This window comes from Methylomonas sp. 11b (assembly GCF_000515215.1).
In the GTDB taxonomy this organism is placed as follows: Bacteria; Pseudomonadota; Gammaproteobacteria; order Methylococcales; family Methylomonadaceae; genus Methylomonas.
The window spans coordinates 2,868,765-2,881,513 of the sequence record NZ_KI911557.1 but is presented as its reverse complement, the minus strand read 5'-3'; the positions used below and the strand labels follow the sequence as shown (position 1 = coordinate 2,881,513).

General features: G+C 42.4%; 11 protein-coding genes. 9 read left to right on the top strand and 2 right to left on the bottom strand.

What is annotated here, in order from left to right:
• Positions 1 to 6 precede the first annotated feature (6 nt).
• The 9 genes from METH11B_RS0113850 (at position 7) to METH11B_RS0113810 (ending at position 10,061) form a co-directional block, all read left to right on the top strand.
• The gene (locus METH11B_RS0113850) at positions 7 to 1,059 is read left to right on the top strand and encodes a glycosyltransferase family protein (protein ID WP_155931125.1); all 1,053 of its coding nucleotides are present in this window, start codon (positions 7 to 9) and stop codon (positions 1,057 to 1,059) included.
• A gap of 23 nt (positions 1,060 to 1,082) precedes the next feature.
• Positions 1,083 to 2,300 carry a glycosyltransferase family 4 protein gene (locus METH11B_RS0113845; protein ID WP_197026961.1) on the top strand — a complete coding sequence of 406 codons (1,218 nt, stop codon included), beginning with the start codon at positions 1,083 to 1,085 and terminating at the stop codon, positions 2,298 to 2,300.
• A 20-nt stretch (positions 2,301 to 2,320) separates the two neighbouring features.
• Complete coding sequence (locus METH11B_RS30005; protein ID WP_026602531.1) at positions 2,321 to 2,938, top strand: acyltransferase; 618 nt, start codon at positions 2,321 to 2,323, stop codon at positions 2,936 to 2,938.
• Between the two features lie 58 nt (positions 2,939 to 2,996).
• Positions 2,997 to 4,268 (top strand): O-antigen ligase family protein, encoded by a 1,272-nt coding sequence (locus tag METH11B_RS0113835; protein ID WP_026602530.1) that lies wholly within the window; start codon positions 2,997 to 2,999, stop codon positions 4,266 to 4,268.
• 5 nt (positions 4,269 to 4,273) lie between these two features.
• On the top strand, positions 4,274 to 5,161 hold the full coding sequence (locus tag METH11B_RS0113830) for a glycosyltransferase family 2 protein (RefSeq protein WP_026602529.1): 888 nt from the start codon (positions 4,274 to 4,276) through the stop codon (positions 5,159 to 5,161).
• A gap of 8 nt (positions 5,162 to 5,169) precedes the next feature.
• Positions 5,170 to 6,117 carry a glycosyltransferase family 2 protein gene (locus METH11B_RS26815; RefSeq protein ID WP_026602528.1) on the top strand — a complete coding sequence of 316 codons (948 nt, stop codon included), beginning with the start codon at positions 5,170 to 5,172 and terminating at the stop codon, positions 6,115 to 6,117.
• A gap of 261 nt (positions 6,118 to 6,378) precedes the next feature.
• The gene (locus tag METH11B_RS0113820; protein ID WP_026602527.1) at positions 6,379 to 7,524 is read left to right on the top strand and encodes a glycosyltransferase family 4 protein; all 1,146 of its coding nucleotides are present in this window, start codon (positions 6,379 to 6,381) and stop codon (positions 7,522 to 7,524) included.
• A gap of 286 nt (positions 7,525 to 7,810) precedes the next feature.
• Complete coding sequence (locus METH11B_RS0113815; RefSeq protein WP_026602526.1) at positions 7,811 to 8,971, top strand: glycosyltransferase; 1,161 nt, start codon at positions 7,811 to 7,813, stop codon at positions 8,969 to 8,971.
• Between the two features lie 40 nt (positions 8,972 to 9,011).
• Entirely contained in the window at positions 9,012 to 10,061 is a 1,050-nt protein-coding gene (locus METH11B_RS0113810) for an acyltransferase family protein (RefSeq protein ID WP_197026960.1), read from the top strand.
• A 450-nt stretch (positions 10,062 to 10,511) separates the two neighbouring features.
• On the opposite strand, the gene METH11B_RS0113800 is transcribed toward METH11B_RS0113810, so the two are convergent.
• Positions 10,512 to 12,593, bottom strand: coding sequence for a right-handed parallel beta-helix repeat-containing protein (locus METH11B_RS0113800; RefSeq protein ID WP_197026959.1), 2,082 nt, complete (start codon positions 12,591 to 12,593; stop codon positions 10,512 to 10,514).
• A complete protein-coding gene (locus METH11B_RS29495; RefSeq protein ID WP_197026958.1) occupies positions 12,583 to 12,744 on the bottom strand; it encodes a hypothetical protein in 162 nt (53 codons plus the stop codon). The genes METH11B_RS0113800 and METH11B_RS29495 overlap by 11 nt, the downstream gene beginning before the upstream one ends.
• Positions 12,745 to 12,749: the final 5 nt, after the last annotated feature.

Here is a 12,749-nt window from a genome sequence, read left to right as displayed (position 1 = left end):
ATTTCAATGCGTTGGTTTTATATACCTAATGAAAATATAGAAGGGGATCAAATTGGCCCCCGAATGGCGTTTGAAAAACTGCATCGGGAAAATGCGTTTTCAGCATACACCGCGTATTCATATCTGGTGCGCCAGAAGGCCTTAAGCAGCCACGCAGAAGCGTTGGCAGAACTTCTTGAAGCCGCTAGAACATTTCGGCCTGATATTATTTTTATTCAGCATCCAGGTAATAGTTACCCAATGGACCGTGAATATCTACAACAACTTAAACGCATACCCAGCTCACCCAAACTGGTCTTGTACGAAGAAGACCCTTATGGACATTTTGTAAAACGCTTAAACGCCACAATTTCCGCAGTTCTTGCCGAGTCGGACATGTGCTTTTTAGGCGGCACAGGCTATCTTGCGGAATTGGCCTACAAGGCAGGGGCGAAATTTGTGCGCTATGCGCCGCATTCCTACGATAGTCGTCGTTTTGGTACTCCTTGGCAGCCCACGCTTTCTCGGAAAGCAGATGCGGTGATGATCGCCAATCTTCCCTGCCTAAAGCGTATTCCTTGGCTATTTATGCCGGGTGGTCGCAGTCGCAAAATTGCTGCCCAAGCCCTATACAAGCAACTTGGGGAAAGATTTGTCTTGTATGGGGCGGGCCAGGGTTGGCAGGGAGAGCCCTATTGCAAAGGCAGAATTGCTTTTGATAAACAAGGTGAGGCAATAAGAGATGCTTGGATGAGCGTTAACTGGGGCCAGTTCGATAAAATTGCCATGTATTCTTCTGATCGGTTACCGATCAGCTTGGCTTGCGGCGTTCCGCATATCACGAATTATCAACCAGGCTACGAACAGGTTTTTAACGACATACCGGGGCTATTCATCATCAAACACCCGCTGGAAGTAGCTGATGTTGCCTTATATATACTCAGCCTGACAATAGAGCAACGCAACGAGCTGGGTTATCTTGCCGCCCAGTATGCACAAAAGCATCTGGAGGCGACGGTGGTTTATGGGAATATTGTTGCGGTAATACGCGAACAATTGTTTGTCAATTCAGAGCGCTAAGCCGGTATTAGTCGGAGATGAAATTGCATATAGGCATCGCGGCTCCAATAGCCACAGAACATGTTGCAAGCCTACTAAGCTGCGATACTAGCGAATTGCCCAAAGGCTATCCCGGGGCACCATTTACGGGTGTGCTGATTGGCGAATTGTTAAAGCAGGGGCACAGAGTATCCGCGTTCACCACCGACTCTTCGCTTTATCCAAATAAGGGCATCGTAAAAGTCAGCGGGGCAAACTTTGATTTTTATATTTGTCCTTCCCGACCGCGGGCATGGCGCTTAAATAACCATCGCTTAGGCAGAGCGGTGGACGGTTTTGCTTACGAAAGGCAGCAGTTATACGACGCCATGCAGCTTGCAAAGCCGCTGATTATTCACGCACACTGGACGTACGAATTTGCGCTCCCTGCCATTAAAACAGGCTTGCCGCATTTAATTACCTGTCATGACGCGCCAGCGGTGATTCTGCGATATACGAGAAGTGTTTATCGGGCCATACGCTATTTGCTGGCGAGACAGGTCTTTCGTAAAGCAAGGAACTTGTCAGCAGTATCTTCGTATATGGCGTCGGCCGTCCAGCATTACACTAGCATTCCAATTTCGCTCGTGCCTAACCCGCTGGCAGATTACGTTTTGTCGCAAGGCAAACCACGTAATGCGCCAAAACACAAACGAATCGGGATGATATGCAATGGCTGGGATGAACGTAAGAACCCTGAACCTGCGCTAAGAGCGTTTGCCAAATTAAATCGCGAACATCCCGCAGCGCAACTACACCTTTTTGGTATGGACTTTGGTCCCAACCAAACTGCTCAGCAATGGTGTGAGAAAAACGGTTTGGCCGGTGGCATGGTTTTTCACGGTAGTACACCGCATCAACAACTTATCGACAAGTTCAGCAAACTGGAATTATTACTACACCCGTCATTGGAAGAGTCATTTGGCGTAGTCATTGCCGAGGCAATGGCGCTGGGACTGCCGGTTGTTGCCGGGCGGCGCAGTGGAGCAGTGCCTTGGGTAGTGGGTTTTGACGAAACTGCTAATAAAATCTGCTGCGCCGTGTTGACTGATATGACAGACTCAGACGCAATTGTGTTAGCTATCAAGCAGGCCTTTGATGAGCAATATGGGGAACGATCAGAAATGGGTTATACACGAGCAAGGCAAATGTTCGCGCCGGATGTGATTGCCGGCAAATATTTATCTTTATATGAAAATATTTTGTTCAGCAATGCTAATTAAAATGGGCCAGGTTAATTGATATGGTTTATAAATTATTTTTTTTTTTATTACGGGTTAAAACAGCCATTTTAAGGCGATGGTGGAAGTTAAGTGGTCGGCTATTGTTTAAAGCGAATGGCATTGTTGCAGACGTTATGCCGACACTTTATGGTCTACCGATAATCTCTGTAAAGCCAAATAGCAAAATATCAATCGGTAAAGGCGTTGTACTTTGTTCGGATCCTAGGTTTACGGATTTAGGTGTAACCCACCCTGTTATAATCAGAACATTACGCCCCAATGCAAAGATTTCTATCGGAGCCGGCAGCGGGATTAGTGGTGCAGTAATATGCGCAGCCGTGGCAGTAGAAATTGGCTCTGAATGTTTGCTGGGTGCGGATGTGCAAATTTTTGATACTGACTTTCACCCGGTTGCGGCCGAAAATAGACGTTTTAATAAGTCCTCCGATAATGTCAAATGCGCACCTGTGGTTATAGAAGACAATGTGTTCCTTGGTGCAGGCAGTAAAATCATGAAGGGTGTTCGAATTGGCCGAAATAGCGTTATTGGCGCGGGTGCTGTGGTTGCTAAAGATATTCCGAGTAACTCTATTGCCGTCGGAAACCCAGCAAGAGTGATTGGCCAGGTGCCTACTTAAAGCTGCAGCAGCTAACTTGCAATTATAAAAACTCGTGCGGAGTTAAATAAACTTAAACATGATTGAAATAGCTGTTTGCTTAATTCTTTTGGTCGCTGTTGCATTTAGGCCAACAGTAGTGCCTTATTTTGCCTTGCTGTATTTATTCACAACTGGGCTTGCAAGTAGGGAGTTTATTGATAGCTTTAAGGTCTCGCTTGGGCCTGTAAATATATTGCCATTAGATTTGTTTTATGCGTTAGCGCTACTTTATTGCTTTCAGTTTTTTATAAAGAAAATTACAAATCCTAGGTTCAATAGTCAAAATGCACCAGAGACAAAGTTAACAGCAATATTTATATTGTTTTTTTTAATCTTCTTTGTTGGAAAATTAGTTAACGGCTACCTTAACCACATGGCATTAGATAATGTTTTAAGGTTTTTTATGGGTGATACGCAAGTGTTATATTTTTTTATGCCGCTTGTGATGTATCAAAACGTAGGTCAGCTAAAGTCATTAATTAAATTCACAATATTGATTTCTCTCGTTTTTCCACTTTGTCAGCCGCTGTTGATTCATTCAAAATTGACGCAAACAATACTACAAGGGCAGGGTACGTTACGATTAGGATTTGGAGATGCCAATATTTTATTGGCTTTTGGTTGTATTGCCTTATTCTCGTGGGAATATAAAAAATATTTAGCTTTTTTGCCTTTATCTGGAATTATGATGCTTGCACATCGTTCTGGATATATAGGGATAGTTCTCGCATTATTTGCTGTGTCATTTCTCAAAGGTAAAAAAGTAAAAACGCTCATTGTAATGGGTGTTGCGGGTGGTTTGGTTATTGCCTTATTAGCAATTCTGCAATCTTTAACAAATGTTAATTTAGTCGAACAAAATTTAAATCGCGCAGGAGAAACATTTAAGTCGACGGGAACTACTGCGGGGAGAGCAAGTGTTATTCCTCTCGCGTTTGAAGAGTTACAAAAGCGTCCGTTCACCGGGTTAGAATACAAGGAGATCCGCGACAAGCTAATTCTATCAGAGTATAACGCCAGAGACTTCAATATTGTTCATCCACATAACTTTGTGCTATCTGCAATAATGAGCTACGGGCTAATTGGCACGATTTTGCTAGCAGTATTACTTATTAGGTCAATGAGAACTGCTTATAAATTAGCTAAGACCGAAAGGTTTAAGTCTGAAGGTGCTTTTTTATTTAGTTCTATTCTGTTTTTTGTTATATTTTCGACCATGAATACTACAATGGGTACTGTAGGATATGCGTTGTGGTTTGTATGTGGAGTTACCTTTTGGTTTCATAATCAACTTAAAATGGAGAATTAAGCAGCATGAAGATATGGATTTGTATCCCCGTTTATAACCGCATAGAATTTACCTTGCAATGTCTACAGACATTACAGGAACAAACATTCAAAGACTATGCTGTCGTGATTTGCGATCATGGTAGTACAGATGGTACTACGGCTAAAATAAAGTCCCGATTTCCTGATGTTGTTGTTATCAATGCTGATGACAGCTTATGGTGGACTGGCGCAATAAATATTTGTGTTAAGTATGTTTTGCAACAAGCTGCGCCAGATGATTATCTGCTTACTTTAAATAATGATAATGAATTGCCGATAGATTATTTGGAAGAGCTTGCAAAATATTCTAAAAAGTATCCCCATTCAGTATTGGCATCAGCGAAGTATGATATTGCCACAGGAAAACTCGCAGCTGAAGGCCATTGGCAAAGCTGGCTTACTGCAAAAGCCAAGGTTGTTACCTTTGCAAAGAATCACTTGCCTAGTGATGAAAATGTGATTGAGGTAAATCACACCTCTGGAAGAGGGGCTATGTTTCCTATCAAGGTTTTTCAAAATTTGGGTTTATACGACGAGGCACATTTACCGCATTATGGTGCGGATTATGATTTTAGTCATAAGGCGATGCGGGCTGGATTTCCGATTTACGTATGCAAAACTTGTCGTGTGCTAGCACATGTCGATGCCACAGGTATGACTGCTGTGCGCGATCAATTTTCTATAAAGGGTTTTATCAATTATTTAACCAGCATCAGGTCACCGGCAAATCTTAAAGTACATTGGTGGTATGGTTGGAATAATTGCCCGAAAATATTATTGCCAAGTTATATCTTGTTGGATGTCGGGCGAGTAATTGGCAGTTATTTCAAATATTTCTTTAAGGCAAAACGCCAAAACACAGCGAATATTTGAGGCTAGCTATGATAACTGTGGTTATTCCCTTATATAATAAGGCGTCAACTATCAGTAGAGCGATTGATTCCGTTATCGCTCAAAGCGTAAAAGACTGGGAATTGCTTATTGTCGATGACGGATCGAAGGATAATGGCGCTGAACTGGTTGATGCCTATAATGACGAACGTATCAGATTATTTAAACAAGCCAACGGCGGTGTCGCTGCAGCGCGTAATAAAGGCGTCGAACTGGCGACAAACGATTTCTTGGCATTTTTAGATGCTGATGATTACTGGGCACCAACGCATCTTGAAAATTTGCAACAGTTAATCGTCCAGTTTCCAGATGTTGCCTTATACGGAACGGCTTATTTTGGGGTCCGTGGTGATGGTGTAGCCAAAAGAAGTAAATTTCGTAATCCTGATGCTAAACCTGATCAATTATTAATAGTCGATTATTTTGCGGATGTTGTTGAGTTTGGGCATTTTGTTTTTACGTCATCAGTTGCTATTAACCGAGCATGGTTAGAATCAGTAGGTGGTTTTCCATTGGGGATAAAGTCAGGCGAAGACACTCTGACTTTTGCCCGTTTAGCATGTGCTGGTGATGTGGCGTTTTCAAAATTGCCGACAGCCTATTATATGTTGCCTCCTGTCGCTATCGGCGACAGAAAGAATTTCTTGCGGCGTCCGCAATGCCCCGATTATGTGGCATTAGAGTTATTAAAATTATTAGAAACAACAACAAAATTTAACGCAAGCCTTCGTCGATATTTAGCGCATTGGCATCGCATTAGGGCAATGATGTTTCTGGAATTAAACGAACGGTTGTATAGTTTTCCTGAAATATGGAAAGCGATACGGTTTGATAAAGTTACATTCAAAGATATTTTGTGCTGCTTTTTACTTATGCTTCCAGTCGCTATCAGGCGCTATACGCTTGCAAAAATACGAAAGGTACGAGGTCGTGTTTAAATTGGCTGCTAAATATAAAAAATCTACATTTGTCGAGGGAGTCTGTCATAAACGAAAATTTTAGCTTGGGCAGAGCGGCGCGAAGCCCAACACCCTTAAGCTTGTGCGCTTTATATGTGCATGCATTCAGTCCAACCTAATTTTGATAATACCGTCTTCGGGGAAAGCGTATTGTTAAAGGCTTCCTCGCCCTGGCCCAGAGATCGAGGGGATTTTTAGAGGTTTACTAATGTTAATTAAATTTCAATTGTTATCAGGGATATGAAAATAGTTATCTTCCAACCCATGCTGAAACAATACCGTATGCCATTGTTTGACCGGATGGGGCAATTACTGGCGGAACAAGGACATACGGTAAGAGTTGTCTGCGGTACACCGCCTGCGCATGAAATAAGCAAAGGAGATAATATAACCACCAGCAGCGGCATTTGTATTGTTGAAAATAGCAATTGGATGTTAAAAGGAAAGTTGCATTTTTTACACCACGCACTAGCACATATTTTATGGGCAGATTTTGTTATTACCGAACAGGCTAATAAACATATTCATAATTATATTCTGATATTATTCCGTTTTTTAGGGTTTAAACGTTTTGCTTATTGGGGGCATGGGCAGAATAGGCAGGGTAATTCCCGTAGTTTGGCAGAAAAAATGAAGAAAATACTGTCAACTCAATGTGATTGGTGGTTTGCGTATACGCAGGGCGTTGCAAACTATATGGCAGAGTTGGGTTACTCGGTTTCTAAAATTACTGTATTAAACAATAGTATTGATACTTCCGAGTTTAAAAGGCAGTTGGCTCTGCAATCGCTGGACAAAATAGCGCAATTTAAGGGGCAATTAGGTATTGGTGAGAATGCTAGAATTAGTCTTTATTGTGGCGGGCTTTATTCTGATAAGAAGCTTGATTTTTTATTAAAATCAGCGGTTGAAATAAATCAAAAAAATCCTGATTTTGTGCTGTTGATTGTTGGTAATGGCAGTGATAAAGCAATGGTGGAACACTTTGTCAAAGCGCATCCATTCATTAAATATCTGGGGCCTTTATTCGGCGAGCAAAAGGCTTTAGCCTTTAGGTCAGCAGAATTATTCCTGTGTCCCGGTTTGGTTGGATTGGCTATTTTAGACGCCTTTACCGCGGGATTACCCTTGGTTACCAGTAATATTCAAAACCATAGTCCTGAGATCGAATATCTGCAGCACGGCCACAATGGATTAATAACCGAACATATTGCAGATGAATACGCTCAGGCTGTCGCCAGCATTCTTGGCAATTCCGATGAGTTGATTAGGTTAAAAATAAACGCGCTAGAAAGTGGTAGTCAATTTTCAATAGAGAATATGGCGTCGAATTTTGTAGGGGGTATTCAAGCCTATTTTAAAAGCAAAGCTTTAGGGAGCGTTTAAAACTGCCAGATCCCAAAGGGCAATACGGTTTAGCTATGTGGCGGAGGTGCGAATGTATTCGCGCAGTCGCTGGTGTCAGGTCAAATCAATTAACTGCTCAGCTTAACGGTTGTGGGTTAGTAGTGATGGATTTTGCTCTCCTAACCCCGGCCTTCTCCACAGTACCCACTGGGCATAAAGGAGATGGGGGTAAAGGTTTTCACCAATGATAGTGTCGTAGTTTAAACCGAAGCTGCAACAAACTAGCCGCATTTGTGTTTTTTTCCAATATTGCTCGAGTGTTTTAATGAAAATCTTGTTAGTTCATAACCGTTATCAACAGGCTGGAGGGGAAGATAATGTGGTGGCTGCTGAGGCAAAATTATTGGCAGAGCATGGTCAAGAAGTTGAATTATGGAGTGTCGATAATAAGGATTTGCCCGCTGGATTAAAGGGCAAAATAAATACCGCGATTACTACAACTTATTCAGCGGCTAGTTTGGCGATAGCACAGGACTATTTACGCACATTTAAACCCGCCGTAGTACATGTGCATAATTTTTTCCCGCAAATAAGCCCGTCAATTTACGACGCATGTATGACTCAAGGCGTGCCCGTGGTACAAACACTGCACAATTACCGGCTAATTTGTCCGGGTGCCATGCTGATGAGGGATGGCAAAATATGCGAACAATGCATAGCCGGTTCACCCTATCAGGCAGTCAGGTATGGATGCTATCGTGGGTCAAAACTAGGTAGCCTGGTAGTCGCACATATGGTGGCGACACATCGTAAACAGGGTACGTGGTCTACTAAGGTCAACCGCTTTATCGCGCTGACGGATTTTGCCAAAAGCAAGTTTATCCAAGCCGGCTTTCCATTAGAAAAGATCGCTGTAAAGCCCAATTTTCTACATGATCCGTACGCGGGAATAAACCGACTTGCTAGAACTAATCCCGCTTTTGGATTATTTGTGGGCCGCATCAGCGAGGAAAAAGGTATCAAAACCCTGCTCAGCGCCTGGTCGGGATTGGCAGGGCACTCGGTATTAAAGGTCGCTGGTAGCGGGCCTTTAGAGGATTTATTACAAGATGAAACCAATATTAAGGCATTAGGTCGGCAAAATGCATCGGATATTAGTCAGTTGATGCAGCAGGCTGCGTTCTTGGTACTGCCATCAGAATGGTATGAGGGTTTTCCGTTGGTTTTGGTTGAGGCACTTGCCCATGGCTTGCCGATTCTGGCATCTAGATTGGGGAGCATGGCTGACATTATCGAAGACGGTAAAACCGGATTATTTTTTACGCCGGGTGATGCAAACGATTTAGCCGAGAAAGCACAATGGCTATTAGAGCATCCTGAGCAAGTCGAAGAACTCGGGGAAAACGCTAGGCGGGTTTTTCTTGAAAAATATTCCTCTGAGCAAAATTACGCCGAATTAATGGCTATTTATGAGGCCGTGCAATGATATTTAACCTCTCAAGCCTATGAAAACCAGAGAAATATATTTGGACTTTATTAGAGGAATAGCCATTTTGCTTGCTATGGGCTGGCACTTTAACAGCACAAATACGGGCGTATGGTTAGTTGATGCATTACTGATACCCGGTCGGGTGCTGGGTTGGGCGGGTGTTGATTTATTTTTTGTGCTCAGCGGGTTTCTAATCGGCGGACTTATATTTAATGAGTATAAAAAAACCGGAGGCTTTCGAGTAGGGCGATTTCTGATTAGAAGAGCATTTAAAATTTGGCCTATTTTATATGTATATCTCATGCTATTGCTAATTAGTGGTCGCTACCCTTGGGAGTCCTTTCTTATACAAAACTTATTTCATGTGCAGAATTATTTCCTTACGCCGCTCGCACATCTTTGGAGTTTGGCTGTTGAAGAGCATTTTTATTTGCTATTTTCATTTTGTCTTTTGATTTTGACTAAATCAAATGCGAAAAGCATGAAATTTTTTGTAGTAATTATTCCAATGGTTATGCTGTCCTCCCTTTTACTTAGATTTGCAGCGTTCGCTTATCCGGTTGATCTTAGTAAAATATATATTCAAACCCAATATAGGGTTGATGCGTTAGCTTTTGGTGTCGCTTTGGCCTACCTTAAAACCTTTCATCAAGATAAATTTGAAAGTTTGGCTGCGCGCAAAATAACACTGGCGATCTTATTTATTATAGGCGTTACTAGCCTGATTTTGTTTCAAGAAGAAGTTTATTTTAAAGTAACAATTAGGTACACGATAACTTATTTAACAGCAGGGGTAATGCTATTATACTGTTATCGCCTTAACTTTGTGTCAGAAAAAAATTTTATGGTAAAAGGTTTCGCTTGGATTGGAGTATATTCTTATGCGATGTATGTATATCAATTTGTGATGATGAGAATGGTCGAGGCTTTGTTAAAAAGACTCGGAATAACCTCCGTGCCTGGGGTAGTGGATTTGCTTATTAAGTATGGCGGTGCGATTGTTTTGGCCGTGGTACTTACAAAGTTAATTGAAAGGCCATTTTTGTCTTTACGAGAGAAGATGTTTCCGTCTTACGCAGGCAGTTAAGCATTGGAATGGCAGTAAACTTTTTCTGACGGCGAGATAAAAATGTAGGTTGAGAAAAGCAGAGCGAAGCCCAACAAAATAAACCGGGGAGTCGCTATTTTTGCCGAAAGATTTTTTCGGGCATCCTGCTGGAAAAAATCGGCAAAAATTACGCGACCGCTTATGCCTTCGGCGCCCCGATTCGTCCGCGTCACCTCGTTCCGACCCAACAAGGGGTCGAAAGATCGGCTCTCGCATGACTTAACGCCGTGTCGCGATGCCTTGCAGGTTTTCTCCGCTTCGCTGCGAAAACCTGCCCGGCGCTACGGCTATCGGGGACTAAAAATCTTCACTTCGCTGGCGCTCCGTTTCCAAGATTTTCAGCGATTGCTGGGCTTCATTGCAATCAGTCCAATCTACCATTGAATGCGCACTCTTTGGGAAGAGTATATTTTTGGAGGCATCCTTAAGTTATTTGAGCAATCCAATATCCGCGGGTATCGGCTGAAATCCGATTTGCTTAATCGGCGATTGCTGGCAAAAACTCACTTTATTAGCTGTTATAGTCACGCAGGGGTCAGCGTAACTACTGCCAGTTTCAAAGCCTTGGCTGAGCCATTCTTGCCAAGGTGCTCCCCCCCGTTTTGCTAGTCCATCCAATATGTTGTAATCAACGCTAAATTGTCCTGTAGTGCTCCAGGTTAAATTGTTAGCTATGATGTTATTTTGTTTAGGCAGTGAATAGCGTAACGATAAGCCGCCCGGTTTGCTGGTAATTATAATATTACGCTGCAGGCTATTGCCTTCCGGCCAATCTTGATTAGTTATTGGGTTGCTAAGTTTTGGATATTTCTTAATCCAGGCAGTATTTTGGATGGCTTGGGCGAATCGTTTTTTAACCTCAGTCGTTGCTGGGCGATTATCGGCCCATATAGCGTAGCTATCAGTTTTAATGACGTTGTTCTCGATAATATTGTCGCGGCCACCTGCCATTTGAATCGACATAGCGCCGGCGTTATTGAATAGATTGCCGGTTACGGTAAAACCACTCAGGAAATCGTCTAGATATACGCCGCGTACCCCGTCAGATTTACCGTACACTATGGTATTGGTGGCTATATTAATATTTTTAAGTCCATAGCCGAATAAGTCGTGGATACTGTTATTGCGAATAATATTGCCACGATAAGTCCACTCGCGTCCCGAGTATATCCCGCCGCAATCGGATGCTTGCTCACAGACATGATGTATTTCATTCTTTTCAATTAAATGATCATTACCGTGTATCAAAATTCCGGTCCCCGGCGCTTGCTCGACCAGATTGTGGGTAACGCTAGTACCTACTCCAGCGACTTCGATGGCAGGAGTGTAAGTCAGTATTATTCGGCCAAAATTATGAATATGGCAGTTATGGACAACATTATTAGAAGCCTCAAGTGAGTTTCTATCACCTCCACTCAACAGAATGCCGCCCTCGCCTGTGTCATGAATGAGGCTGTTAGTGACTTTAATGTCATTGCTGTTCTTAGCTTCAATTGCTCTACTACCAATATTACTAATTTCAACGCCATCTATTACTACGTGATTTGACTTGTCGATGATAATAGCCACATCAGTGCTGTACTGAAAGGTTAAATTTTTTAAGGTGATGTAGTTTGCACCATTTAGCGAAAGTATATTTTTCTGAGCGGAAATGATGATGTCTTTTGGGGCTAAATTGTCCAGAGGAATAAATGAGATTTTATTGCCCAAGCGATCATAAAACCATTCTCCCGGGGCATCCAGCAACGACTGGATATTTTCTAGATAAAACCGTCGGCCGCTTGCCAATGGATAGGTCGTATTTTTTGCCAAACTTATCTGGTTTAGATTGGAGTCAATAGACGATACAGGAGTATATTCATCGAACCAATCATTGCCCGCGAATATATGTACTTGAGCTTCGCTAAGGACGCTTAACTGTGGCAATTGCTCAAATGTATCGAAGGTGGTTTTTTCTGCCAACGGTGTTTTTATGTGCCCCCAATCAGTATTCGGCCACCGAGAAAGATGCAGCGGTTTCTGGTTTATAAATAATTCAAATCCCGGCGCGCTTCCCTGTTTGCGGGAATTATTTTTGTATTTGATTTTATCTAAGGGTAAGCTTGAAGTAGCGCAACTCCATATTAGGGGGTTGTCTTGGTCCTTTGCACAGTTTTGCAATGCAATTCCGCCACTGATGACTACCGCACCGCCTTCTGCTTTCCAAGTGATTTGCCGGCCTTCAAAACCAGAATCTCTTAAATCAAATTCGAGTGGTTTTTGTAGGACATAATTACCCGTTTGTATATGAATGGTGACAGGTTGATCAAGTTGACCATTTTTTTTTAAATCTCTGATCGCCTGCTGAGCCCGTCCAAGAGTCAAAAAAGGTCCGTTAGTGCCTAGTTGGGTTTTACCCATAGATAAGCCGTCAAATTGATCGTTGCCTGATTGGGCAATATAATACTCTAGTGTCATCCCTGGGAGGGGGACACACATAATGACTAAGCTGAAAATTGCTCTAAGAAACATAAGCATCTTTTATTTGACCAGTAAATTGAGTTAGGGCATATAAAACCTGCCCAGGCAGATTCATGTTTTTATTTTCCCGGTACCTGGTTTTCTTAGGGGCAACTTTAAAAGAGGTTTTCAAGGTCACTATTATAGATTCAATAATTTTCAAAGGCC